Source organism: Pseudomonas sp. AD21, from assembly GCF_002878485.1.
In the GTDB taxonomy this organism is placed as follows: domain Bacteria; phylum Pseudomonadota; class Gammaproteobacteria; order Pseudomonadales; family Pseudomonadaceae; genus Aquipseudomonas.
The window spans coordinates 1-23,683 of record NZ_NQYG01000008.1 but is presented as its reverse complement, the minus strand read 5'-3'; the positions used below and the strand labels follow the sequence as shown (position 1 = coordinate 23,683).

Genomic DNA, 23,683 nt, shown 5'->3' with positions numbered 1-23,683 from the left:
ACAGCGGCGGTTGAAGGCGAACGGCACCGTTACACCTGGCAGAAGGATTGGCAGTACAGCTGATTTACGCTGGCGTCCTTCGATGAACAAATGGACACTCTGTTCAGACTTGGTGGTTCGTTCCAGGTCCAAGCCAGAGGAATTTCAATGCGCACCATCGGCCTGATCGGCGGCATGAGCTGGGAGTCCAGCGCCGAATACTATCGCCTCATCAATCAACAAGTGCGCGATCGCCTCGGCCCGCTGCGCTCGGCACAACTGTTGATGCACAGCGTCGACTTCGGCCCGGTCGAACAGGCCCAGCATGCCGGGCGCTGGGACGATGCGGCGGCGATTCTGGTGGATGCGGCGCGCAGGCTGGAGGCCGGCGGCGCGGAATGCGTAGTGCTGTGTACCAACACCATGCACAAGGTGGCGGAACAGATTCAGGCAGCGATCAGCATCCCGTTCCTGCACATCGCCAAACCGGCGGCGCAGGCGGCGCTGGACATCGAGGCGCACACGGTCGGCCTGCTCGGCACAGCGTTCACCATGGAGCAGGACTTTCTCAAGCAGCGCCTGATTGCCAAGGGCTTGACGGTGCTGGTGCCGGACGCGGCCGAGCGCAAGGACGTGCACCGGATCATCTACGACGAACTGTGCGTCGGGGTGATCAGCGATGAGTCGCGCAAGATCTATCAGCGAGTGATCGAATCACTGACCGCACGCGGCGCTCAGGCGATCATTCTCGGCTGCACGGAAATCGGCCTGCTGGTCAAACCCGAACACAGCGCCCTGCCCCTGCTCGACACCACCGAGCTGCATGCGCAGTCGGCGGTGGCGTTCGCCCTGGACGATTGAGTCAGGGGTTGGCGCGGCTGAGTCAGGCGGTGACGCGGCTGCGCAGACGGGCCATGCTCAGGGTGTCGACCCATTGCCCGTCGCGTACGGCGTAGTCACGGAACAGGCCTTCGTTCTCGAAGCCGAACTTGCGGTACAGACCGATAGCCGCTTCGTTGTCGGCGTAGACCGTGAGTTCGACGCGGTGCAGGTTCATCCAGTTGTCGGCGACGTCCAGCGCGGTCGCCAACAGTTTTGAGCCCACACCCTTGCCCTGCCACGCCACGGCGACGCCCATGCCGACGCTGCCGGCGTGGCTGCGGCGAATCCGTGAATACTGCTCCAGCCCCAGATTGCCAATGACCACACCCTCATGCAGCGCCACCAGCTGCACCACCCGTTCGTTGTCCGGCGCCAGGCGTTTGCGCCACACCTCAGCGGACTGAAACGGCATCTGCAACACCTGCCGGGTCACGGCCGGATCGTTGTACAGCGCAGTGATGCCTGCAATGTGCGATTCGTTGAAGCGTTCGATTTTGATGGCGGGGTTGTGGTCGGGCATGGCGGATCCTTCCTGGATCGATGTGTGGCCAATCACTCTAAACTGCCAGTTATCAATTTGGCGAGGTCAAAACTGTGGGAGCAGGCTTGCTCGCGAAGGGGCCGTGTCAGACACCTTGTCTTTGAATGACACACCGCATTCGCGAGCAAGTCCGCTCCCACAGGGGTTATGTGTTCAGCTCTGGAACCATTCGTGGCGTTCGTTGAAGGTGCGCTGGATCAGTTCGACCAGGGTCTGCACTTCGGCGACGTCTCGCGATTCAACGTTGACCGCCAGCCATGCCTGTAGCTGCATCGGCTCATCGAACAGCCCCGGCAGTGCAATCAGCCCGCGATCAAAACGACTCATGTACGCCGGCAGCAAACCGATGCAAGCACTGCAGCGGATCATTTCCAGCATCAGCTCATAGGACTGCATCTGCACCACGCCGGCCAGACGCTGTTCGACCAGCTCATTCCACGGCCGGAAACTGTCGATCTGCCGGTCGTGTTGCCATTGCACCAACATGAAGTCAGTCAGGTCGTCGGCACTGGCCGGGCGGGCGGTGACGCGGGAATAGCGTTTGGCGATGTGCGGCAGATAGTCCAGGCGCGCCAGTGCCTGTGGCTGGCTGGTGGCAAAGGTCGGACCGGGGCTGGGGGTTTCGCCGTGGGCCAGCCACAGCACCACGTCGGCACTGACCGCACGCAGCGCCAGTTCGCTGTCCAGAGCGATGACTTCCAGGCGCACGCTGGCGTTGCGGCGCAGCAGCGCGATCAGGTCGCGACCGAGGATGTCATGCAGGATCGACTCGGCGACGGCCAGGCGGATCAGCGGTTGCTCGACCACTGGCAGTTTGCGTTCGTGGGCCAGCGCCACCAGTTGCGCCTGGAGTTGCTGACCCTCGCGGGTCAGGCTCAGGGCGCTGCCCTGAAAGCTGAACAGCGAGTGCTGCAGCGCTTGTTCAAGTTGTGCCAGTTGCTTGCGCAGCAAGGTCGAACGCACGTTGAGGCTGCGCGCCGCCTGCATGAAACAGCCGCAGCGGGCACTGACCAGAAAGTATTGTGCGACGTCGGCATCGAGGGTCGCAGCTTGCGCCAGCCACGGCTCGCGCTCGCCCTGCGCCCAACGGTAATCGGGGCTGGCCTGCCGTCCTGCGGGTTCGGTGAATGACATCGATGACTCCCTGTCGATCTTTGTATTTTGGAAAACGCCACGGTTCTAATGTGGGAGCGGGCTTGCTCGCGAAGGGGCCATGCCAGCCAACTTATTTGTTGAATGACACACCGCTTTCGCGAGCAAGCCCGCTCCCACCCGGGATTTGCGGTGAATCACGATCAGAGTTTCTCTTCCAGGACCTTGTTCAGCTCAGCCCCGTCGATACTCAGCGTCGCCGTGTTGAGCATCCCGTCCAGATACGCCTGGGCAATCTGCTCCTGACGCTGGGCACGCAAGGCCTGGGTCAATTGGTCACGCAATTCGTCGAGGGTCGCGGTGCGCGCCGGTTGCTGTTCGGTGAGTTTGATCACGTGGAACCCGGCGGCGCTCTGCAGCGGTTCAGACACCGCGCCGACCTTGAGCCGCGCCACCGCGCTGCGCACCTGCGGCACCAACTGCTGCAAGGGTTGCAGTCCGGTGTCACCGCCGCGCTCGGCGGTCAGCCGGTCCTGCGAGTACTGGGTCGCCAGCGCGGCAAAGTCCCCCGGCGTGGCCTGAGCCTTTTTGCTCAGCTCCGTTGCCTGTTTGCGCACTGCTTCGACGTTCTGCGGGTCATTCACGGCGAGGAAAATCTGGCTCACCCGGTACAACGCCGGGGTTTGCCATTCGGCCTTGCCGGCGTCGTAGGCCTGCTGCAACTCAGCCGCACTCGGGTAGTCCGCCGGCACTTCGCTGACCGAGCGCAGGTAATCACGGAAGACGATCTGCTCGGTGGCCGCACGGGTTTGCCGCGCCACGTCCGGACGCTGCGCCCAGCCCTGGGCATCGGCCTGTTCGAGCACGGCCTTCTCCGCCAGACGCGTACGCAGCCAGCGCTCCAGCGCTTCACGGTTGCCGCGCAGTTGCTCGCGAGTCGCCGGCGGAACGGTCTCCAGCAACGCCTGCAACTCCTGCGGCGTTACCTGCTGATTGCCCAGCCGCGCCACTGCCGGCCCGGCAGCAACCGCCGCCACTGGCGACGATGGCTGCGCGGCGACCGGGTCTGTGCCCGGTCGCAGCACCAGCGCCACGGCTACCACCAACAGCGCCACTGCCCCGGCGCCGATCACCATGGCAGGCTTTTTCACAGTGCGACTTCCTCTTGCTCGGCGATGGCAACTTTGGCCGTCGAGGCTTGCGCAGCCTGGCTGAAATCTCGCAGATAGACGATGAATTCTTGCAGCAGGCGATCCCACAGTTCCAGATTGCCGCGCAGGTGATCATTACTCACGCCGGCCGCCACCACCACGTCCATTTCCATCACCAGAAACTCGCCCTGCAACGACAACCGCGCGAACCGGCGAGTGGCGTTCCACTGTTCGGCCACACCCTGTGGCAACTCACCTTGCACCCGCAGCGCGCAGCTGAACGTGAAATCGACATAGCTGCCCTGCTCCACCGCCGGGTTGCCGAAACGCACGGCATAACCGATGCCCTGACTGGCACTGAGCAACTGCACGATGCCGTTCTGTTCGGTCTGGTTGACGCGATAACCGGCCGCTTGCAGGACTTCAGTCAGCGATTGCGGGGAAACGTGGGTGATTAATTGAGTCATGAGTTCTTCTTCCTTGTTAATCAGTGTGCGAGCGCGGCTTGCGGCGCGTCGAATTGAGTCTTGTACAGCTCGTCACCAAACCCCTGAGCCAGTTCGTCGAACTTGACCCGGGCGCTGCCCGCAAAGGGCTGGCGGATTTTCATCACCTCGGCCACGTCGATGTTTTCGTAGGCGGTGAGAATCTGCTTGGCGACGCCGTACATCTGCTGATTCTTGACTGAACATTGCTGCACTTGTGTGTCACGTTCAGCCAATTGCGCCTGAAGCTTAGACCGTTCTGCCTCTTTGGCACGGGCCATGACCAGCAACTCGTCGTAGGCCTTCTTGAACTTGCCGGTCTGCTCGTTGCTCGCCGCCACTTGCGCCTGGGCCTGGCTGTGCAGGATCTGCTGCTGGTCGGCCAACTGCTCGGCGACGCCCTTGGCCTTGGCCAGTTCAGCAGTCAGTTGCTTGATCTGCGCCTGCGCCGCCCTGGCTTCGTTCTGCGCCGCCAGTTGCGCGGCGCTGGCCTGGGCCTGCTGGCTTTGCAGGGCCTGCAACTGTTGCGTGGTGCTGCGCAGTTGGGTGCGCAAGCGCTCTTCCATGCCTTCGGCGCTGGCGCCTTGAGCGATGAAAAAACTCAACCCCAACAGTAAAACTCGTGCGTGCATGACCGTACTCCCGGCGCCTTAGAAGCGCGTGTTGATCTCAAGCTGCAAGACGTCGATATCAAACGGCGCGCCGTACACCGCCTCGGTGCTCATCCAGCGGCCGGTGGCATAGACGTTCTTCGCCAGACCGTAATTGCCGCCAAGGAAATAGCCCTTGGCGTTGGTGCCGCCGAGGTGGAACGAGGAATCGTTGAAGCCGTCAGGCAAGGCGTCCGGCTGGATGTACTTGTAGCCGGCGAACAGGTTCCAGTCGCCCTGTCGTTTCAGGTCCAGCGCGTTGCCAAGGGTGAACTGCACCATCCACGCATTGGCGCCGCTTTCGATGTCGCCGCTGCTGTTGAGGTTGTTGACGATCTGTCCCTCGGAGCGTTTGCGCATGTCGCCTTCGTCGTAACCAAGGTTGTGGATGTAGTTGCCCTGGCTGCGCAATTTGAAGTCCTGCGGCAGGTCGGCGTCCCACACCAGGTTCAGGTCGAGCAGGTTGAACTCCGAGGCCAGACCGACGAATTGCGGTTGCGGGGTGGTGGTCGGATTGGCCGGGTTCGGCGTGATGTCACGCAGCAGGAACACGCTGTTGCCCTTCTGCATGAACGCCACCCGCGAGCCGTCGGTGTCGCAACCCGGCGCGCCGGCCCACGGTTCGCAAGGGCTGGAGCGCTGGCCCTGAATGTCGTCGAAACGGTAGTAGGCCAAGGCACCCTTGAGGCGGTTGTTGCTGTTGATCGCCCACTTGGCGCCGATCTGCGCGCCGTACAGCCACTTGTTGTCGCTTTCTTCCTTGTCGAAGCCGTTGCTGGTGCTGGTGTCGTTGGTGTAGTCCACCGGGAACGCGCCGACGGTGCCAAACACGCCCCAATCGCGATTGAGCTTGTGGTCGAAAATCGCCGCCACGCCGTCGAAATTGAGGTCGTTGGAATACAGCATGTCGGTGGACATGAACGGGTTGGCGAAACGGCCACCGGTCACGGTCAATTCATCCGTCGGCTTCCAGTTCAGGTAACCCTGATCGAGCCAGATGTCTTTCTTGGCGAAACCACCGCCCAGGCTCTGGGTGGTCGACACCGGGTTGTTGTCGGAACCGGTGCCAATGCGAATACCGGCGGTCCACTGCGGCGCGATCTCGGCTTTCATGCCCAGGCGCGCGCGAATGCGAAATTGATTGCTGCGGTCTTCGCGGGTGTTGAGCAGCGGCGGCAGGCTGGTGCTGCTGTTGGGGTTCACGTCGTAGGGGCCGTTGTTGTTGAGCTTGGCGAAGTCGACGATCTCGTTGCTGTTGCTGTCCGAGTAGTAGCGTGATTCGTCACGCAGGCGGATATCGCCATCGAAACTGATGCGCGAGGTCCACTCCGGGAAGGTGTTGGGCGCCGCCCAGTTTTCCTGCTTGGCGGTGGCCATGACCTCGGCCTTGACCTGATCGCGGATCTGATCGCGCACCGCGGCCGGAACGTACTGCACGCGCACATCGCCCGGTGCGGCCACCGGGCCTGCTGCGACGGCGGTGGACGCCGCCGCCTGTTTGGCCTGGGCCGCTTCGTTCTGCGCCTGAGCGATCAGCGCGTCGGCCTTGTCCTGTTTCAAAATGCCCTGCTCGACCAGCAAGCGGATCAGATTGATCGTGGCGTTCTCCGAGGGCGCAGGCGCTGCCGCGGCCTGACCGACCAGGGTCGCGATGACCATGCCGACCGCCAGGGACAATCGATTCACATTGGAAATCATCTGCACACAACTCCTTTTGGCAAAGCTTGAATGCTTGGCGATAAATAAATTGGGTTAACCCGGACGCCGCCCTTGCAGGGACAGGCGCACGGGCAAAGTCATGGAGGCCGGTGGCCGTTCGCTCAGGTGCGGCGCATTGCGCAGCGCCGCCAGCACCTGGGTGTCGATCTCGGGGTTGCCGCTGGACTTGATCAGCTCCACGCGAGTGATCTCGCCGACGCTGCTCAGCCAGACATCGGCCTGCAACGAGAACGCGAGGTTGCGCAGGTCCGGGTTCTCGCGCAGCAGCTTCTGAAAGGTGAACGCGAGGAACTGGCTGTAGGTGCCGGTGCCCAGGCGTCCGCCCCCGGCCCCCGCCATGCCGCCGCCCTTGCCCGCGCCGATGTTGAACGCGTCGCTGCCGCTCTGGGCGTCGCCGTCCATTTGCATCGGGTTGGCCAGATCGTCCGCTGGCGATGGTGGTGCTTGCTCTTCGGGCTTGACCTCTTGCGGCTCGGGGGTCGGTTCGGGCTCGACGATTTTTTCTTCCACCGGGGTTTCCGGCTCCGGCGGTTTTTCCGGCGGTGGCGGCGGTGGTGGCGGCAACGGAATGATCGTCGGCACCTTCGGCGCTTCACGACGGACGCCGCTCATGTCGTTGGCCCACTGCCACAGGAACCACGCGGCGAGCGCGCCGATGACCAGCCCGGCGCCCCACTTCGCATAACGCAGCGCTGGCGTCTTCACCGGCAGCGGCTCGATCGGGAGTTGTGCGGTCATGACTCAGCCCTGCGTCGGTTTGCCGGTCACCAGACCGACCTGGGACAGTTCGAGCCGGCGCAACAGATCCAGCACTTCGATGACTTTCTGGTACTGCACCGTCGCGTCGCCGCGCACGATCACCGGGAAATCCGGGCTCTGCGCCTTCTCGATGCGCAGGCGTTCTTCCAGCTCGGCGAGGGTCACCGGGTAGGCATCGAGGAACACCTGGCCGCCGTCATTGACCGAAATCGCCTTGGTCTTGGCTTCCGACAGCGATACCGAGGCGCTGGCCTTGGGCAAGTTGATCTGGATCCCGGAGACCTGCGCGGTGGCGGTGAGGATGAACATCACCAGCACCACCATCAGCACGTCCACCAGCGGGGTGATGTTGATGCTGTCCACCGCTGCATCTTCGTCATCGTCGTGGGAGGCATTTACAGACGCCATGTCAGTGCTCCTCAGGCCGGTACGGAGTGGTTGGCGTGATGGCCGCGCTGATGCGCCGCTTCACTGGACTGGCCTTCGCCGTGCATCTCCGCCAGACGGGTGATGAACTCGTCGACGAACACGCGCATGTCGGCGCTGACTTCCTTGTTGCGGGTAATCAGGCGGTTGTAGCCAAACAGCGCCGGGATCGCGACGAACAGGCCCATCGCGGTGGCGAGCAACGCAGCGGCCATGCCGGGCGCGATCGCATTGATGTTGACGTCGCCGGCCATCGCCGTGCCGAGGAACACCACCATGATCCCCAGCACGGTCCCGAGCAGGCCGATGTACGGGCCGCCGGCGATGGCGTTGGACAGGGTCGAGAGTTTCGAACTGAGGGCCTGGTTCTCGCGGGTGCGCACGCCGTCCATCGAGCAGCGGATGGCTTCAATGGTCGCGGCAGACACCGAGGACGTATCGGCGCCCTGCTCGCGGCGGGTGCGGATCTCCTTGACTGCCACCGAGTACAGACGCCACAGCGGCGAATGCTGCAGACGCTGGGCCAGTTGCGCGTCATCGGCGAACATTTCCAGGCGCGTGCCGACCTTGGCGAACTGCTCGCGGAAGTCCTCGTTGGCCTTGCTGACACGGCTGAGGGTGTGGTTCTTGCGCAGCATGATGATCCACGACTGGAACATCATCAGCACCAGCACGGCGATGATCACCCAGGCGTCCACCGGCACCGCGTTGAGCAGGAAACCGAGGCTGCCGAAACCGAAACCGGACTGTTCTTCGTCGACGCCGTAGGCCACCAGTTTCGACTCGGCGCCTTGCGAGGTCGCGTCCGCCAGCAGCAGCGGCGCCGGACGAGCGACTTTCGACAGGCGCAGTTCATCGATGGCGCCCACGAACGGCTGGAACGGACCTTCGTGCAGGTCGGCGCCGATGGCCAACACCGAATTGAACGCCGGCATCGCCTGAGCGAGGGTCGCGCCTTCACGACCGTTGATGTAGAGGCTGACTTTCGAACCCTCAGCCGTCAGCGCGACATGCTGCCATTGGCCGGGATTCAGCGCCTGAGTGGCGACCGCGCGCTGGCCGTCGATCTCCACGAACGGCACGCCTTGATTGACGCCGAGCAGCAGGCTGTTGGCGCCTTCACGACGGGCCAGAATCAGTTGTTCGCCATTGGCCTGATCCAGCCGCAACCAGGCGCTGAAGGTGAACGCGCTACCGGCGCTGTGCTGCAACGATGGACTGGCCGGCAGCAGCAATGGCTGGCCGCTGAACTGCAAGGCGCGCCCTACCACGCCGTCAATCGCCGCACCGGTGGCGCTTTGCGCGGTGTTGCCATAGGCGGTGGTGTCTTTGGCCGGGGTGCCGGTGGCACCGTCGAAGTGATACAGCGCGGTGTAATTGGGGTCGAACGTCAGTTGACCGTTGCCGGTGGCCGGGGCCTTCTGGTTGCCGTAGTACATCCAGATGTCCTGACGCTGGCCGCCCTCGACATTCGGCACATCGACCCAGATCAGCGCCATGCCCATCAGCGCGTCGAAGCTTTCGATCTGGTGGTTGAGCACGGTCTTGTCATCGGCAGCGACGAAGCGCAAGTCCGAACCGTCTTCCTTGACGCCGTCGAAGGTGAAGTTGCCGGTGTGCAGGCGTACCAGCAGCGCGGTGCGGCCCAGCGCCTGATTGATCCCGGCGCCCTGCGGCGTGGTGTCGACGGCGATCTGTTTGCGGTAGTGCCAGTCGTCCTGCCACCAGGCCTGAGCCGTGGCCGGGAGCACGAAGCCCAGGCAGATCAACAACGAAAGAATGAGGCGCTGCATGAACGTGCTCCTTTAGAAAGTGGCTTGAAGGTTGAAGTGCAGGCGCGATTCCTGTTTCGAGGTGTTCGGCCCTTCGAGTAGCGGATAGCCCCAGTCGAGGCTGCCGGACAGCCATTTGCTCAGGCTGGCGCGGGTGCCGAGGCCGACGCTGGCCAGGGCGTAACTGGCGTCCTGATCCGGCAGCTCGTCGCGCAGGTACAGTTGCGCGCCTTCGGCGAAGGCGTAGAAGCGCCATTCCTGCATCCAGCTGCCGGCGTATTTGGCCAGCGACGGTGTGCGAACCTCCTGGCTCAGCAGCACGCCGTCGTCAGCGGTGCGTTCAGCGGCCAGGTAACCGCGTACCGAGGTCGCGCCGCCGGCGGAGAATTGTTCGTTGGAGACCAATGGCCCCGACGCGAGCTGGAACGCGCCCTTGCTCGCGCTCTGCCAGTCGTTGTCGAAGGTCCAGGTGAAGTTGCTGTCGCCCTTGAGCACCGCAAAGCTGGGCTTCGCGCGGTAGCGTTTGTAGTCGAAGTCTTCGTCGGAGCTGCCGTAGCCGAAGATGCTGCGGGTGGCCGCCACCAGGCTCAGGCCGAGGCCGAGCTGGCTCTTTTCGGTGTAGCGAAAGCCGTTGTAGGCGAAGGTGAACGGTGCGTATTTCAACGGCACCTTGTCGCTCTCGCCGGACAGGGTCAGGCGCTCGTCGAAGTTCTTGAAGTCGATGCCCGCCGACAGCGAGTTTGACCAACTGCCGCTGGACGGCAGCGTGTAGATCGCCGACACGCCGTAGGAATGGCCCTTGCCCAACACGTTGCTGCCGCCGATGGTGGCGACGTTGCTGTCGGACTGGTAACCGGAGAACTGCACGCTCCAGCGATCGGTCAGTGGCGCGGTGTAGGAGCCCGACCAGACCTTGGCGTTGTCGGTGTCCTGCGGCGCGGTGAAGTACGTCAGGTTGATGCTGTGGCCGAGCTGCCAGAGGTTGTTGTAGCCGAGGCTGGTCACGGCGCGCAGTTTTTCGGTGTCGGCGCTGTAGTCGTTGTTGAGGCCGACGCTGGCGCTCCACGGGTTCTGGTCTTCGACCTGCAAATCCACGTCCATGGTGCCGGGGCGCTGACCTTCACGCACCAGCGGCATGACCTGACGGCCCGGGGTCTTGTTCAGTTGCGCCAGCTCGCCCTGGACCTTGGCGAAGTCCGGCACCTCGCCTTCTTTCAGTGCCGGCACGTTGTCGCGGATGTCCAGCGGCGAATAGTGTTTGGCGCCGACCACACGCACGCGACCGACCTTGGTTTCGCTGACTTGCAAGTAAACGATGCCATCGGCCACCGCTTGTTCCGGCAATTCGACGAACACCGATTGGTAGCCGCGTTCCTGATAGGCCTTCTGCAACGCATCACGGGCGCCTTCGATGTCGCTCATGGCTTTTTGCGGGCCGAGAAACGGATACACCGCCTCTTCAATCGCCCGGGCGTCGAGCACGGTGTTGCCGCGCACGAAGTATTCGTTGACGTCCACCAGACGCTGCGGCGCGGCGTTTTCGGCAGCCTCGTCGGCGAACGCTGGCTGAGCGCCGGCCGTCACCAGCAGCCAGCCCCACAGCGCCAGCCGTGACGTGAAAATCTGATCCACACTACCCCCTGAATTCGCGATGACCTGTTGGCGCTGTTGCGCGCCTTGTGTGTTGCGTCAGTTGCCGGCGCGGCTAATTGCTGACGTGCGAGGCACCGCTGTGCTTGCCGAGCCAGGTGTGCAGCAGCGCGAAGTTCAAGGAGAACTCGGGCATTTGCAGCAAGGCACCGCAGAACACTTCGCCGATGATTTTCTGGATGAGCAGCACCGCACGGGGCTCATTGAGCAGCGTGGCGATGTCGCGACTGAGGACGTTGAAGCTCCAGACTTTCTGGTTCAGGCCGAGGCCGACGAACCAGCGGAACAGCAGGTTGTAATTGAGCTGTTCATACAATTGCTGCTCGCTAGGCACCGAATACAGCAGCTGCAGGAGCAGGATGTGCATGACCGTTTGCGCGGGAATGAGCATGCCGGGCTCGGCATTGAGGTCGTGCAGCAGGCCTTGGTGGGCGTCGAGCAGGTCGTCGATCTGCGGGCGCAGCAACACCAGCGAATGGCCCGGCGGAATGTAGCTGGAAACCTCTTTCAAGGCGCCCTGCCAGTCATCCTGCGACACGATCCAGACCCACGGCGCACCGTAGCGATACACCGAGACCGGCTTCTTGCGCGCCGCTTCGACGATCTTCGACAGGCGCTGATCGAGCTCCTGCATGCCCACTTTCGAGTAGCGTTCCATAGTCCCCATTGCCTCACTCCCGGCGTCCCGCCTCGGCTTGTGAAAAGCGCCCCGTTGGGCCCCTCAAGCGCGTTACATAGGCATGACCGGACTGGCGATGTGCTACCGAACTTTTGTCATAAAAGCTTCATTACAGAGGGTGTAACTGGCAGAAATTCAAAATCTGTGAGCGGACTTGCTTGAGCAAGCGTTGCATCAGCCGAAATCAACTTCAGTACTGCTCCGCAATCGCTAGCTAGTAACTGGTTCCCAAGGGAGGAGTATTAAGGGAAAAGGAACAGCCTTCGGTAACTCAGGGTGAAAAAATCCACTTTTCCTCAGTTACCAAAGACATCATTCTTTTCTCAGCCCTCACTTTTCAAATCAAAAAAACCATGCACCATGATTTTCGGCCTTGGTTGCGGGTGGGGAGGAGGCAGGTGTGGGCCACCCGCTTCTTTCATTTTCATATTGAAAACACCCTTAATTGTCTTTGCGGCTTTATCAACCACAATGTCGGCCCCACCCGCCCTTGGATGATATTCAAAATAATATATATCCGAATATTGAAAAAAATCCGCCTTAAGCTCATCAAAGTTATAGTGCCAGTTTTTATTCGGCAGCGTCATTCTAAAGAGCTGTTTCGGCTCCGAGGTACCACCTCGTCCTTCACCGAACCAGACTTGTACCTCATCCTTATGAAACTCTACGCCCATCGCATCCACTCTAATATCTGGTTGCCCCTCAATCTGCATTGAGGCAGTTCCGGTGGCATTCGGCTGACGTTCGATTACCTTTTTTTTCATTTTCGTTTTCCTCTTGATTGGTTTTAACTTGTCAAACAACGTAACAAGTTCAAATTACTTTGCTGATTTCGACTACCGCGAAGCGATGTCGAGAATCGATATATAACTAGCGAAGCGAAAGAGGTCTACTGTAAAACCTGACAGTAGACCTCTTGAAAAAACCTATGAAGTAACAGGAAAGTCAATGCCAAGCCCGCTCTCGCAGGGGATTGGTGATGATCGAAAATCAGCTGTAAACACGCCAGGTGTCGACAATCTTCCCGCCACGCACCGCCAGCAGATCACCGAATTGCAAGAGGACAGCCTCAGTCTGGGTCGGGCGCAGGAACACCTGGTCTTCAATGGTCAGGCCGACTGCGTTGGAGCCGTTGACCATCTCCTGATTCGAACTGCGCCCGTACACACCGTTGCTCTGCAACCCCGGCGGCGATTCGAACTCGGCCATCCAGTTTCCGCCGTAGATGAAGAAGGTCTGACGCTGGTTGGTGTCCCACCACGAAAACAGCTTGGACTTGTCGTCCAGCGCCGGGATGTTCACCGCGCCGGTACTCTTCAGCACCGGCGTGGCGATGTAGGTCGCGGGGACGTGCTCGGTAAGCGATGGCAAATCGTAGTGCGTCGGTTTAAGCATCGCCGTGCCTACCGAAACCTCGGTGCTCAGCTTCTCGTTTTCGTGAATGCGATAACTCGGGCTGCCAGCGGTGTTCAGGCACAGGCCGTCATGCCACAACGCCGGAAACTGCTGGCGAGTGAAATCGACGCAGTGCTGATAAATCAGCATGACCTTGGCGAACAGCTCTTCAGGCGAGCCGAGAATCCCCGGCACGCCCATGCCCACGAACGGGTCGTAGCCCATGAACCCGGCGAACTGCAGATGCTGCGGGTTGGCGCTGATCAGCGTGAGCATCTGCCCCAACACATTCACATCACTGACGCCGCCGCGATGCAGGCCGACGTCCAGCTCGATGTTGATGCGCATCCGCGTGCCTAAACCCTGTGCGAGTTGCAGGTATTGCTGCAAACGCTCGGGGCCGTCGAGCAACCATTGCAGTTGCTTCGCGGGATCGAACGGGCCTTTGTGGGATTGATAAAACAGCTCTGCCGAACGCACCGGCAACGGCTTGCCGAGCAGAATGTCGGACTGGGGGAACGTGACAGCATCGTGATTGAGAAAGGGCTGATGGAACGACATCAATTTTTGCGTCCCAGCACGTTGCGAGATGTAGCTCAACAGTCCCGGTGACGGCAGCGACTTCTCCACCAGCCGCAGTTGCTTGCCGCCACGCCTGACCGACTGCATCACCACATCGATGTTGTGGTCGAGGCGATCCAGATCGATCAACAGCACCGGGCGCATCGGGCCGTTTTCCTTTAACTCTTTGTTCAGCGCGCGGAAATATTCGCTGTACGGCGCACCGCGATCACCCGGCCGCAGCCACGCGCCAGCCCCCGCCAACAACGCACCGACACCCAGCGTACCCAGTAGAAAATTGCGTCGATTGACCGCCATCAGCTCACCCCCAGAATCGACGACAGATGCGCGTTGAGAAACCGTCCGCTCGGATCAAGCGCCTGGCGCACCTCGACAAACTCGCGCCAGCGCGGATACAGCGGCTGCAGATTCTTCGCGTTGAGCGTGTGCAACTTGCCCCAATGCGGGCGGCCGTTGTACTTCCAGAAGATCGGCTCGACTGCCGCAAAGAAGTTGTGATGATCCATCTGGTAATGCTGGTGCACCGAGATCGAACAGCTGTCGCGGCCCTCGAACATGCTCAGTGGAATGTCGTCGGCCTTGACGTAGCGATACTCGATGGGAAACCAGGTGCGCAGGTCCTTGTCCTGAATCAGCTTGAGGATTTCGCGCAGGCAGGCCGGGCCGTGTTCGGCAGGCACCGAGTATTCCATCTCGTTGAAACGCACGGTGCGCACGTTGGCGTAGATGTCGAACGAGTCGCCCACCCGGTCATCGAAACTCGCCAGATGACGCAGGCTGTTAAGCATCGTGCGGCGCAGTTCGGGGAAGTCGCTGCCGTACTTGTCGATCTTCTCGATCAGGGTCACGAACTCGTTACCGCCCTCCTCTTCGGGTGGAATCGGCGGCGTGGCCGGGTCGCTGGTTTCGTTGAGGGCGATGGACAACGCGTAATCGGAATGGGTGACCACGAGCATTTCCCAGTGCTGGTTCTCGCGAGTGTTCTTGTCGAGGTCTTCCAGCAGTTCTTCGGTCTTGGCGATCCACTGACGTTCGCGCAGGCGATAGGCCGGGCGGTTTTGCAGGCGGATTCGGGTGGCCACACCGAGGGCGCCGAGCGAAACGCGAGCCGCGTTGAACACTTCAGGGTGCCGTTGGCTGTCGCAATCCAGCACCTCGCCACTGGCCGTCACCAGTTGCATGCCGCAGACATGCGCCGAGTACGACTGAAAGGTTTTGCCGGTGCCATGGGTCGAAGTGGCAATCGCCCCGGCGAGGGTCTGGTAATCGATGTCGGCCATGTTCTGCAATGCCTGACCGATGTCTTTCAACGGCAGGCCCATGCGCGACATCGGCGTGCCCGCGGCAAATTCGGCCTGCAGGGTTTTCGGGTCGTGATCGAGCAGGCCGGTGAAGTAACTCAGCGACAGCAACGTACCGTCGGTGGGCACCAGCGCACTGAAGGAATGCGCCGAGCCGACCGGACGGATCTTGCCCTGAGCCTGGCGAATCGCTGAGGTCAATTCATCGAGATTTTTCGGTGCCAACCGCGCCGCCGGCAGGCAATTCTGCCCGCCCGACCAGTTGCGCCAGGGGATCAAGCGCGGTGCGCGCATCAATTGCCCCAGTGCGGGGTTGGCCGCCAGCGCACTGAATGCACCGACGATACTTGCCCGATACAACAACTGACGCCGGGTCAGATCCATGGTCATGCGCGCGCCCTTATTGTGGGAGGGGCTGGTCGGCCATGAAGCCGATCAGTTGCAGGAATTGTTCTTCCGAGCACTCGACGCACTGGCCCATCGGCGGCATGCCGTTGTAGCCATTGATGGCGTGGTCAAGCAGCGTATCGACGCCCTGCTGAATGCGCGGTTCCCAGGCTTTGCGATCACCTGTCAGCGGCGCGTTGGCGGCCGGATTGGCGTGGCACAGCTGGCAGCTGTTGGTGTAGATCTGCGCCAGTGCGGGGTCTTTGGGCATGGCGTTGTTGTGGATGGTGGCCGGGGGTTTGGGGTCTTCGCCGCAGCCGGGCAGCACCATGGCCAGTGCCAGCAATAAAGAGAGTCGGATGGCCCGCATAACAATCCTCGCGTGAGTGCCGCTTATCGTTGTGATCACACCTTAAGGCAGCGACGTCAGCGGGTTGAGGGCATTGCGGGACAGTGAGGGGGGCAAACGGGGCCAGCTCTCCCCCCCGATGATCGTTCCCACGCTCTGCGTGGGAATGCAGCCCCGGACGCTCTGCGTCCGCTTGGAACGCGGAGCGTCCCTTGAGGCATTCCTTTGCTGCGCGTGGGAACGATCATGAACCAGGGTTCCCGAATGTTCTTTGAAGCTCTGCTGTGCGCCTTGGCGTGACATTCGCGTGACATTCACGGGTTTAAATTTCGGCGCATTCAGGCGTATAACCTGTAAAGACTTTTGATCTGTATGCGGACATCAACACGGGGTAGCGACATGACCACAGCAAACATCCTTGGCAACCTGTTCCCTTCTGTCAGCGACATCCCGGAAAAATACCGTCTCGACGGTCAGGTCGAGCAACGCGAATACCTCGTCGATGGCCAGTTGCGACGCTGGGACGGCCCCCTCGCCCAAGTGCGCAGCCCCGTCTACCTGCATGGCGAAAATGGCGATGAACAAGTGATTCTGGGCAGCACGCCGCTGCTCGACGCCGACACCGCCCTCACCGCTCTCGACGCCGCTGTACGAGCCTACGACCGTGGTCAGGGCCTGTGGCCGACCATGCGCGTGGCCGAACGTATCCAGCACGTCGAAGCCTTCCTCGGACGCATGCGCCAGCAGCGCGATGCGGTGGTGAAACTGCTGATGTGGGAGATCGGCAAGAACCTCAAGGACTCGGAAAAAGAGTTCGACCGCACCTGCGACTACATCGTCGACACCATCAATGCCCTGAAAGAACTCGACCGTCGCTCCAGCCGTTTCGAGCTGGAACAGGACACCCTCGGCCAGATCCGCCGCGTACCGCTTGGCGTGGCGCTGTGCATGGGGCCTTACAACTATCCGTTGAACGAAACCTTCACCACGCTGATTCCGGCGCTGATCATGGGCAACACCGTGGTGTTCAAACCGGCCAAGCTCGGCGTGCTGCTGATCCGCCCGTTGCTCGAAGCGTTCCGCGATAGCTTCCCCACCGGCGTGATCAACGTGATCTACGGCAGCGGCCGCGAGACCGTCAGCGCGCTGATGGCCAGCGGCAAGATCGACATCTTCGCTTTCATCGGCACCAACAAGGCTGCCAGCGACCTGAAGAAGCTGCACCCCAAACCGCACCGTTTGCGCGCCGCGCTGGGGCTGGACGCGAAGAATCCCGGGATCGTGCTGCCGGAAGTCGATCTGGACAATGCCGTCAATGAAGCGGTGACCGGTTCGCTGTCGTTCAACGGCCAGCGTTGCACGGCGCTGAAGATCCTCTTCGTGCATGAAGACGTGGTCGACGCCTTCATCGAAAAGTTCAACGCCAAACTCGCCACGCTCAAGCCGGGCATGCCGTGGGACAGCGGTGTGGCGCTGACGCCCTTGCCGGAGTCGGGCAAGGTCGATTACCTGCACGGTCTGGTGGCCGACGCGCAGAGCAAGGGCGCGCAAGTGGTCAACCCGAACGGCGGCGAGAGTCGCGAATCGTTCTTCTACCCGGCCGTGCTGTACCCGGTCACGCCGCAAATGCGCGTGTACAACGAGGAGCAGTTCGGTCCGGTGGTGCCGGTCGTGCCGTACCGTCACCTCGATACCGTGATCGATTACGTGCTGGAATCGGATTTCGGTCAGCAGTTGAGTCTGTTCGGCACCAACCCGGTGGCGATCGGCCGGCTGGTCGATACGTTCGCCAATCAGGTCGGGCGAATCAACCTCAACGCCCAGTGCCAACGCGGCCCGGACACCTATCCGTTCAACGGGCGCAAGAACTCCGCCGAAGGCACGCTGTCGGTACACGATGCCTTGCGGGTGTTTTCGATCCGCACGCTGGTGGCGACCAAGTTCCAGGACAGCAACAAGGACCTGATCAGCGAGATCATTCGCGGCCGCGATTCGAGCTTCCTGACCACCGACTACATCTTCTGACGAGGACATCGCACTGAGTACATTCAGCACCCCCCGACTGCCACCGCCGCTGCGGCGAATCCTGCGTCCGTTACTGGACCCATACCGCCGCTACCAGCACGCCCGGCTGATTCACGCGGTGCGCGTGGCACTGGGGTTGCTGGCGACCATCCTGCTGACCACCGGCATCAACCTGCCCCACGGTGAGTGGGCCTCGGTGACCATGCTGGTGGTGATCGGCGGCCTGCAACACCACGGCAACATCGGCAAGAAAGCCGCCGAACGCGCCACCGGCACCTTGATCGGTGCCGGCGTCGGTCTGGTGCTGGTGGCGCAACAGGCGTGGCTGGGCCTGCCGTGGCTGACGTACTTTGCCATGGCAGTGGTCTGCGGATTTTTCTCCTATCACGCCATCGGCAAGGGCGGTTATACCGCCCTGCTCTCGGCGATCACCGTGTTCATTGTCGCCGGACATGGCGACAACCCGATCACCGACGGCTTGTGGCGCGGGGTCGACATCCTGATCGGTATTGCCCTGGCCCTGGCATTTTCCTTCGCCCTGCCGCTGTACGCGGTGTATTCGTGGCGCTACAACCTCGCCGATGCCTTGCGCGACTGCGCCACGCTGTACGGACGAATCATCAGCGGCCAAGCGGTCAGCGCCGATGAACACCTGAAGCTGATGGGCCGGGTGACCTCGGTCATGGTGCAACTGCGCTCGTTGATGCCTTCGGTGTCCAAGGAAGTGAAGATTTCCATGACCGAGCTGGACGCGATCCAACGCAACCTGCGCATGTGCGTCAGTACTTTGGAAATCCTCGGCAACACCCGACCGGATGCCAACGATCCCGACGCCATGACCCACCTGCAATCGGCGCTGCGGGCCGAGCACCGGGTGATCCGTGTGCAACTGATCGGCATGGCCCGGGCCTTGAAGTCCGGCGCCACGCAACGCCTGGAGCGCCCGCTTGATTTGCCCGACGCCAGCCTCGACACACCGGTCTACAGCGCACTGGACGGTTACCGTCTGTTGACCCGACAACTGGCGGCCAACATCGGCGAACTGCGCCAGCGTCTGGCGAAAACCGCGCCACGCTGGAATATCTGAGCCCCAGGGAAAAACCCATGTAACAAAGCCGACATCATCATTACAATGCGCCGCACAAGGAATGTGACATGGACGCATAAATGCAATTCAGGAAGAGTATCAACGCGCTTCGGGCACTGGCCGTCCTCTCGGTCGTGCTGTTCCATTTCAAGGTGCCAGGGTTCGAGGGCGGGTTCGCCGGGGTAGACGTGTTCTTCGTCATTTCCGGGTTTCTGATGACCGGCATCATCTTCAATGGCGTGCAACAGCAGAACTTCTCCCTCCTCGGTTTCTACGCCTCCCGCGCCCGGCGCATCATTCCCGCCCTGCTGACCCTGTGCGTTGCGCTGCTGATCTTCGGCTACCTGTACCTGCCAATGGACGATTTGCGCGAGACGATCCGCACGATCAAGAGCAGCCTGCTGTTCAGCTCGAACTTCAGCTTCGCCCGGAGCGGCAACTACTTTGCGACACCGCTGCACGAAAACTGGTTGCTCCACACCTGGTCGCTGTCGGTCGAGTGGCAGTTCTACCTGCTGTATCCGGTGTTGATCATGGGCTTGCACAAGTTCTTTGGCAGCGACAAAACCCGCTTTGCCCTGATTGCCCTGGCGTTGATTTCGCTCGGTGCATCCATCGTCGTGACCCGCCTCAACCCGACGTTCGCGTTCTACATGCTGCCCACCCGGGCGTGGGAAATGATCGCTGGCGGACTGGTGTTTCTGTTTCCCCTGCGGCTGAGCCCGCGTGGCGGCGCGATCTGCGAGGGGCTTGGGTTGCTGGCGATTTTCGTCAGCGTACTGGGTTTTTCCGAGCAGGATCTGTGGCCGGGTTATCTGGCACTGGTGCCGGTACTGGGGACGATGCTGGTGATTCACGGCAATACCCGGTCGCTGTTCAGCACCCAGCCTGCACTGCAGTTTGCCGGGAGCATTTCCTACTCGGTGTACCTGTGGCATTGGCCGCTGGTGGTGTTGCTGTACCTGTGCGGGCTGTTGAACAGTTGGCCGCACGTGATCGGCGCGATTGTCTCCTCGTTCGCCCTCGGCGCCCTGTCCTTTTATGGGGTTGAATCGAAGGTGAAAAAAGGTGCGACAGCGACACGGACCATGATCAGGTTCGCTTCGCTGACGGTGGGTGTGGTTGCCGTGTCGGCCGTGATGTCGTCGCTGGTCAAGCAACACCCCGATTGGCGCCCGGCGCTGGTCGAACTGGGCCAGCCGCAATACACCAGCAAGCTGTATCCGCAGGAGTGCTACCCCAACGCCTATTCAGCGGCAGATTGCAAACTGGGCACCGGCGAGGTGTCGGTGATTCTGTATGGCGACAGCCACGCACAATCGACAGCCGCGGCAGTGCAGATGGAAAATCCTCAGGCGGCGCTGTCATGGTCACGAGGCGGTTGCCCGACCCTGGCCCATTTTGCAATGCACGACAAAACCGTCGAAAGCCAATGCCGGGGTTTCAATCAGGAAAAACTGCAACGGCTGAAAACCGATTACGCCGGCATCCCGGTGGTGCTGTTCAGCCGCGCGGCGCTGTACGCGGATGCTGGTCGGGAAAACAGCTACCGGATTTCCTTTCCCGAGCGCCAGGCTCCGTTTGCCGAGGCTTACACCGAAGAGTACGTCAGCACCGTCTGCTCGATTGCTGAAAACCATCCTGTGTACATCGTCAAACCGATCCCGGAAATGCCATTCAGCGTTTACAAGGGTTTGAATCTGAATCAGCGATTATTTCGGCAAACCACCGACATTTCACTGCCGTTGCAGGCGTATGAAAAACGCAACCGAATCGCCATCGCGACGATTGAAGAAGCGGCCAGTCGCTGCCATGCAACGGTGATCGACCCGACGCCGTACCTGTGCATGGGCTCCAGGGACGGCGTGCCGCTGTACTTCGACGACAATCATCTGGTGGATGCCGGCAATCAACAGTTGAAAGGACTGTTCCGCAATCTGCTCAAACCGATTTGAGCTGACGGCGGTTTTTCAGGCCCCAGCCTTGTTGCATCCCGGCGGCGGCCAGCAGAATCGCCGCCACACCGACCCATTGCAGGGGTTCCAGGCGATGGCCGAAGGCGAACCAGTCGACGAAAATCGCCGCAATCGGATAGATGAAGGACAGCGCGCCGGTCAGGGCAGTCGGCAGTTTCTGGATCGCGCCATACAACAGCACATACATCAGGCCGGTGTGGACGATGCCCAGCGTCACCAGGCTGGCCCACGCACCGCCGGTTTGCGGCAGGCTATTGAGGTGCGCAAACGGCGCGAGCAACAGCACCCCGGTGCAGACCTGAACCAGCGCGATCAGATGCGGCGGCGTGCCAGTCAGGCGCTTGATGATCAGCGCCGCTATCGCGTAGAGCAACGCTGCGCCCAGCGCCAGCGCAATCCCCAACAGATAATCGCCACCGCTCTCGCCCTGCCCGCCATGGGCGCTGACGATCGCCAACATGCCGAGAAACGAAATCGCCAGCCAGAACAGTTTCTGCGCAGTGATTTTCTCGCCGAGGAACAGCGCGGCCAGACCGACCAGCATGAACGGCTGCACGTTATAGACCGCCGTGCCGATGGCAATCGAGGCCCGGGAATACGAGCCGAACAACAACACCCAGTTGCCGACAATCGCGACGCCACTGAGCACCGCCAACAGGAACGTGGTGCGAGTCAGAATGCCCGGGCGCAGGAAGCCGAACGCGGCGCAGATCAGCAGCAAGGTGCCGGCGCCGAACACGCAGCGCCAGAACACCACGTCCAGCACTGGTTGCCCGGACACCAGCACGACCCAGCCGATGGTCCCGGAAATCAGCATGGCCGCGGTCATTTCGAACGAGCCACGGCGGATTGTGTTGTCCATCATCGATCTCCCTAAGCGTGTGACGAAAGCGTGTGACGAAAGCGTGGCAAAAGTATGCCAAGCCGACAGCGCACACCTCCAGCGCAAAAAGCAGGCTAAACTTGATTTCTACCTTTTTTATCGTGGGTGGTTTCCTTCAACTGCCTAATACCGGAGTTGCCCCATGACCGACGATATCGACCAGATACTTATCAGTGCGTTGATGGAAGACTCGCGCCGCTCGCTCAAGGCGTTGGCGCAGATCAGCGGCCTGTCGTCGCCAAGCGTGGCCGAACGCCTGCGCCGATTGGAGGAGCGCGGTGTGCTCAAGGGCTATACCGTCGAGATCGACCCCAAATGCTTCGGCTATCAACTGCAGGCCATCGTCCGGGTACGACCGCTGCCAGGGCAATTGCAGGAAGTGGAGCGGCAGATCCTGTCGATCCCGGAATTCACCGAGTGCGACAAGGTCACGGGCGAAGACTGCTTTATCGCTCGCCTGCACGTACGTTCGATGGAGCAGTTGGACACCCTGCTCGACCGGCTCAATACGCTGGCCGAAACCAATACCGCTATCGTCAAGAAGACTCCGGTCAAACGCCGGTTGCCGCCGATGGCGTGAGTGCTTTTTGCGCATGTTCGGCGTAGATTGAGGTTTTTCCGGCGAAGGATTGGCGGTGATGAAAACCCTGGCAATGCTCCTGGCAACAATGGTGCTCACCGCCTGCGGGACGGTGCAGACGGTTGTGAGCAGTGATCAGAAGACGGCAGAGCGGCTCAGGAACGAGAAAACCTACTGCGGCGCCGTACCACGGATCTACAGTGGCGTGACTTACGATTTTTGCCTGATGCACGCCGAACTCAAGGACGGCGTCGACGTGTTCGACTACAAGAATGCCAACCCCGGCGTGCTGATCGATGCCGCCGCATCGGGTGTGCTCGATACCTTGTTGCTGCCCTACACGATCTACAAACAACAAGCGGACGGCAGCATCGTGATCAACTGATCGCGTTGGTACTTTTGCGCAGACAACAAAAAACCCGCCTAGGCGGGTTTTTCGTTGATTCAGCAGCAGCGATCAGTCGTCGCGGCTCATGATGCCGAAGATCTGCAACAAGCTGATGAACAGGTTGTAGATCGATACATACAGGCTGATGGTCGCCATGATGTAGTTGCGCTCACCACCCTGGATGATGGCGCTGGTCTGGAACAGAATGCAGACCGACGAGAACAGCACGAAACCTGCGCTGATCGCCAGTTGCAGGCCGCTGATCTGGAAGAACATGCTCGCCAGCGTCGCACCCAGCAACACGAAGAAACCGGCGGTGATGAAGCCACCGAGGAAGCTCATGTCCTTGCGGGTGATCAGCACGTAGGCCGACAGACCACCGAACACCAGCGCGGTCATCGCGAATGCCGAGCTGACCACTTCAGCGCCGCCCTGCATGCCCAGGTAACGGTTGAGGATCGGGCCGAGCAGGAAACCCATGAAACCGGTCAGCGCAAACGCGGACACCAGGCCCCAGGCCGAATCACGGAGTTTGTTGGTGAGGAAGAACAGCCCGTAGAAGCCGATCAGCACCACGAAAATATTCGGGTAGCCGACCCGCATCTGCTGGGCCACGAAAGCCATCACACCGCTGAAAGCGAGGGTGAGCGCCAGCAAGCCGTATGTGTTGCGCAGGACGCGGCTAACCTCTAGCTGCTCAGCCTGCACGCTGTTGTGAACTGCGTAATCCTGTTCGCGCATGGCGACACTCCTGTTGGTTTGAAACGTTCAGTCGCAAAGATCATAACAGACGCTCTGTAACAAGCCATGCACAGAGTTTGACAGTGTGTTTCATTCAGGTATTATGGCGCCCGCAACGCAAACGGAGGTGTGGCCGAGTGGTTTAAGGCAACGGTCTTGAAAACCGTCGACTGTAACAGGTCCATGAGTTCGAATCCCATCGCC

23 protein-coding genes are annotated in these 23,683 nt (G+C 61.1%); 6 read left to right on the top strand and 17 right to left on the bottom strand.

The features are described 5' to 3' along the window. Positions 1 to 147 precede the first annotated feature (147 nt). Positions 148 to 840 carry an aspartate/glutamate racemase family protein gene (locus PseAD21_RS07095; protein WP_102355070.1) on the top strand — a complete coding sequence of 231 codons (693 nt, stop codon included), beginning with the start codon at positions 148 to 150 and terminating at the stop codon, positions 838 to 840. A 22-nt stretch (positions 841 to 862) separates the two neighbouring features. Here PseAD21_RS07095 and PseAD21_RS07090 read toward each other — a convergent pair whose 3' ends face one another. The 15 genes from PseAD21_RS07090 to PseAD21_RS07020 all read right to left on the bottom strand — a co-directional run bounded on the left by PseAD21_RS07090 (position 863) and on the right by PseAD21_RS07020 (position 15,820). Further along, positions 863 to 1,381 (bottom strand): GNAT family N-acetyltransferase, encoded by a 519-nt coding sequence (locus tag PseAD21_RS07090; RefSeq protein WP_102355069.1) that lies wholly within the window; start codon positions 1,379 to 1,381, stop codon positions 863 to 865. A 174-nt stretch (positions 1,382 to 1,555) separates the two neighbouring features. After that, positions 1,556 to 2,536, bottom strand: coding sequence for a LysR family transcriptional regulator (locus PseAD21_RS07085; RefSeq protein WP_102355068.1), 981 nt, complete (start codon positions 2,534 to 2,536; stop codon positions 1,556 to 1,558). Between the two features lie 161 nt (positions 2,537 to 2,697). Beyond that, a complete protein-coding gene (locus PseAD21_RS07080; RefSeq protein ID WP_102355067.1) occupies positions 2,698 to 3,645 on the bottom strand; it encodes a peptidylprolyl isomerase in 948 nt (315 codons plus the stop codon). After that, positions 3,642 to 4,112, bottom strand: coding sequence for a YbjN domain-containing protein (locus PseAD21_RS07075; RefSeq protein ID WP_102355066.1), 471 nt, complete (start codon positions 4,110 to 4,112; stop codon positions 3,642 to 3,644). Before PseAD21_RS07075 ends, PseAD21_RS07080 begins: the two co-directional genes overlap by 4 nt. A 20-nt stretch (positions 4,113 to 4,132) precedes the next feature. Further along, the gene (locus PseAD21_RS07070; RefSeq protein ID WP_102355065.1) at positions 4,133 to 4,762 is read right to left on the bottom strand and encodes a DNA repair protein; all 630 of its coding nucleotides are present in this window, start codon (positions 4,760 to 4,762) and stop codon (positions 4,133 to 4,135) included. Positions 4,763 to 4,780: 18 nt separating this feature from the next. Then, on the bottom strand, positions 4,781 to 6,478 hold the full coding sequence (locus PseAD21_RS07065; RefSeq protein WP_102355064.1) for a putative porin: 1,698 nt from the start codon (positions 6,476 to 6,478) through the stop codon (positions 4,781 to 4,783). Between the two features lie 54 nt (positions 6,479 to 6,532). Continuing rightward, positions 6,533 to 7,237 carry an energy transducer TonB gene (locus tag PseAD21_RS07060; RefSeq protein ID WP_102355063.1) on the bottom strand — a complete coding sequence of 235 codons (705 nt, stop codon included), beginning with the start codon at positions 7,235 to 7,237 and terminating at the stop codon, positions 6,533 to 6,535. 3 nt (positions 7,238 to 7,240) lie between these two features. Then, the gene (locus PseAD21_RS07055) at positions 7,241 to 7,666 is read right to left on the bottom strand and encodes a biopolymer transporter ExbD (protein WP_003224462.1); all 426 of its coding nucleotides are present in this window, start codon (positions 7,664 to 7,666) and stop codon (positions 7,241 to 7,243) included. 11 nt (positions 7,667 to 7,677) lie between these two features. Beyond that, on the bottom strand, positions 7,678 to 9,477 hold the full coding sequence (locus tag PseAD21_RS07050) for a DUF2341 domain-containing protein (protein WP_102355062.1): 1,800 nt from the start codon (positions 9,475 to 9,477) through the stop codon (positions 7,678 to 7,680). Positions 9,478 to 9,489: 12 nt separating this feature from the next. Then, complete coding sequence (locus PseAD21_RS07045; protein ID WP_102355061.1) at positions 9,490 to 11,088, bottom strand: ShlB/FhaC/HecB family hemolysin secretion/activation protein; 1,599 nt, start codon at positions 11,086 to 11,088, stop codon at positions 9,490 to 9,492. Positions 11,089 to 11,161: 73 nt separating this feature from the next. Continuing rightward, positions 11,162 to 11,773 carry a transposase gene (locus PseAD21_RS07040; protein ID WP_102355060.1) on the bottom strand — a complete coding sequence of 204 codons (612 nt, stop codon included), beginning with the start codon at positions 11,771 to 11,773 and terminating at the stop codon, positions 11,162 to 11,164. Positions 11,774 to 12,108: 335 nt separating this feature from the next. Next, positions 12,109 to 12,549, bottom strand: coding sequence for a hypothetical protein (locus tag PseAD21_RS07035; protein WP_102355059.1), 441 nt, complete (start codon positions 12,547 to 12,549; stop codon positions 12,109 to 12,111). 226 nt (positions 12,550 to 12,775) lie between these two features. After that, a complete protein-coding gene (locus PseAD21_RS07030) occupies positions 12,776 to 13,984 on the bottom strand; it encodes a DSD1 family PLP-dependent enzyme (RefSeq protein ID WP_178082103.1) in 1,209 nt (402 codons plus the stop codon). A gap of 74 nt (positions 13,985 to 14,058) precedes the next feature. Continuing rightward, a complete protein-coding gene (locus PseAD21_RS07025; protein WP_178082102.1) occupies positions 14,059 to 15,387 on the bottom strand; it encodes a D-arabinono-1,4-lactone oxidase in 1,329 nt (442 codons plus the stop codon). Between the two features lie 76 nt (positions 15,388 to 15,463). After that, positions 15,464 to 15,820 (bottom strand): cytochrome c5 family protein, encoded by a 357-nt coding sequence (locus tag PseAD21_RS07020; RefSeq protein WP_102355056.1) that lies wholly within the window; start codon positions 15,818 to 15,820, stop codon positions 15,464 to 15,466. Positions 15,821 to 16,198: 378 nt separating this feature from the next. Between PseAD21_RS07020 and PseAD21_RS07015 the strand changes: the two genes are divergently transcribed. From PseAD21_RS07015 to PseAD21_RS07005, 3 genes are all read left to right on the top strand, one after another. Beyond that, the gene (locus PseAD21_RS07015; RefSeq protein ID WP_102355055.1) at positions 16,199 to 17,824 is read left to right on the top strand and encodes an NADP-dependent glyceraldehyde-3-phosphate dehydrogenase; all 1,626 of its coding nucleotides are present in this window, start codon (positions 16,199 to 16,201) and stop codon (positions 17,822 to 17,824) included. A gap of 37 nt (positions 17,825 to 17,861) precedes the next feature. After that, positions 17,862 to 18,911 carry an FUSC family protein gene (locus PseAD21_RS07010; RefSeq protein ID WP_102355054.1) on the top strand — a complete coding sequence of 350 codons (1,050 nt, stop codon included), beginning with the start codon at positions 17,862 to 17,864 and terminating at the stop codon, positions 18,909 to 18,911. Positions 18,912 to 18,991: 80 nt separating this feature from the next. After that, positions 18,992 to 20,866, top strand: coding sequence for an acyltransferase family protein (locus PseAD21_RS07005; protein ID WP_102355053.1), 1,875 nt, complete (start codon positions 18,992 to 18,994; stop codon positions 20,864 to 20,866). On the opposite strand, the gene PseAD21_RS07000 is transcribed toward PseAD21_RS07005, so the two are convergent. Next, positions 20,853 to 21,749 carry a DMT family transporter gene (locus tag PseAD21_RS07000; protein ID WP_102355052.1) on the bottom strand — a complete coding sequence of 299 codons (897 nt, stop codon included), beginning with the start codon at positions 21,747 to 21,749 and terminating at the stop codon, positions 20,853 to 20,855. The genes PseAD21_RS07005 and PseAD21_RS07000 overlap by 14 nt on opposite strands. 163 nt (positions 21,750 to 21,912) lie before the next feature. On the opposite strand from PseAD21_RS07000, the gene PseAD21_RS06995 reads away from it, so the two are divergent. Both PseAD21_RS06995 and PseAD21_RS06990 read left to right on the top strand, forming a co-directional pair. Further along, on the top strand, positions 21,913 to 22,350 hold the full coding sequence (locus PseAD21_RS06995; RefSeq protein WP_007915449.1) for an Lrp/AsnC family transcriptional regulator: 438 nt from the start codon (positions 21,913 to 21,915) through the stop codon (positions 22,348 to 22,350). Positions 22,351 to 22,408: 58 nt separating this feature from the next. After that, complete coding sequence (locus PseAD21_RS06990) at positions 22,409 to 22,735, top strand: YceK/YidQ family lipoprotein (protein WP_102355051.1); 327 nt, start codon at positions 22,409 to 22,411, stop codon at positions 22,733 to 22,735. Between the two features lie 72 nt (positions 22,736 to 22,807). On the opposite strand, the gene PseAD21_RS06985 is transcribed toward PseAD21_RS06990, so the two are convergent. Next, positions 22,808 to 23,479 carry a Bax inhibitor-1/YccA family protein gene (locus PseAD21_RS06985; RefSeq protein WP_025110060.1) on the bottom strand — a complete coding sequence of 224 codons (672 nt, stop codon included), beginning with the start codon at positions 23,477 to 23,479 and terminating at the stop codon, positions 22,808 to 22,810. Positions 23,480 to 23,683: the final 204 nt, after the last annotated feature.

Coding starts and splice junctions, on each gene's coding strand:
- PseAD21_RS07070 (WP_102355065.1), bottom strand. CDS start 4,762: ATGCACGCACGAGTTTTACTGTTGGGGTTGAGTTTTTTCATCGCTCAA.
- PseAD21_RS07020 (WP_102355056.1), bottom strand. CDS start 15,820: ATGCGGGCCATCCGACTCTCTTTATTGCTGGCACTGGCCATGGTGCTG.
- PseAD21_RS07065 (WP_102355064.1), bottom strand. CDS start 6,478: ATGATTTCCAATGTGAATCGATTGTCCCTGGCGGTCGGCATGGTCATC.
- PseAD21_RS07090 (WP_102355069.1), bottom strand. CDS start 1,381: ATGCCCGACCACAACCCCGCCATCAAAATCGAACGCTTCAACGAATCG.
- PseAD21_RS07015 (WP_102355055.1), top strand. CDS start 16,199: ATGACCACAGCAAACATCCTTGGCAACCTGTTCCCTTCTGTCAGCGAC.
- PseAD21_RS07075 (WP_102355066.1), bottom strand. CDS start 4,112: ATGACTCAATTAATCACCCACGTTTCCCCGCAATCGCTGACTGAAGTC.
- PseAD21_RS06985 (WP_025110060.1), bottom strand. CDS start 23,479: ATGCGCGAACAGGATTACGCAGTTCACAACAGCGTGCAGGCTGAGCAG.
- PseAD21_RS07055 (WP_003224462.1), bottom strand. CDS start 7,666: ATGGCGTCTGTAAATGCCTCCCACGACGATGACGAAGATGCAGCGGTG.
- PseAD21_RS06995 (WP_007915449.1), top strand. CDS start 21,913: ATGACCGACGATATCGACCAGATACTTATCAGTGCGTTGATGGAAGAC.
- PseAD21_RS07000 (WP_102355052.1), bottom strand. CDS start 21,749: ATGGACAACACAATCCGCCGTGGCTCGTTCGAAATGACCGCGGCCATG.
- PseAD21_RS07095 (WP_102355070.1), top strand. CDS start 148: ATGCGCACCATCGGCCTGATCGGCGGCATGAGCTGGGAGTCCAGCGCC.
- PseAD21_RS07085 (WP_102355068.1), bottom strand. CDS start 2,536: ATGTCATTCACCGAACCCGCAGGACGGCAGGCCAGCCCCGATTACCGT.
- PseAD21_RS07035 (WP_102355059.1), bottom strand. CDS start 12,549: ATGAAAAAAAAGGTAATCGAACGTCAGCCGAATGCCACCGGAACTGCC.
- PseAD21_RS06990 (WP_102355051.1), top strand. CDS start 22,409: ATGAAAACCCTGGCAATGCTCCTGGCAACAATGGTGCTCACCGCCTGC.
- PseAD21_RS07040 (WP_102355060.1), bottom strand. CDS start 11,773: ATGGGGACTATGGAACGCTACTCGAAAGTGGGCATGCAGGAGCTCGAT.
- PseAD21_RS07060 (WP_102355063.1), bottom strand. CDS start 7,237: ATGACCGCACAACTCCCGATCGAGCCGCTGCCGGTGAAGACGCCAGCG.
- PseAD21_RS07050 (WP_102355062.1), bottom strand. CDS start 9,477: ATGCAGCGCCTCATTCTTTCGTTGTTGATCTGCCTGGGCTTCGTGCTC.
- PseAD21_RS07005 (WP_102355053.1), top strand. CDS start 18,992: ATGCAATTCAGGAAGAGTATCAACGCGCTTCGGGCACTGGCCGTCCTC.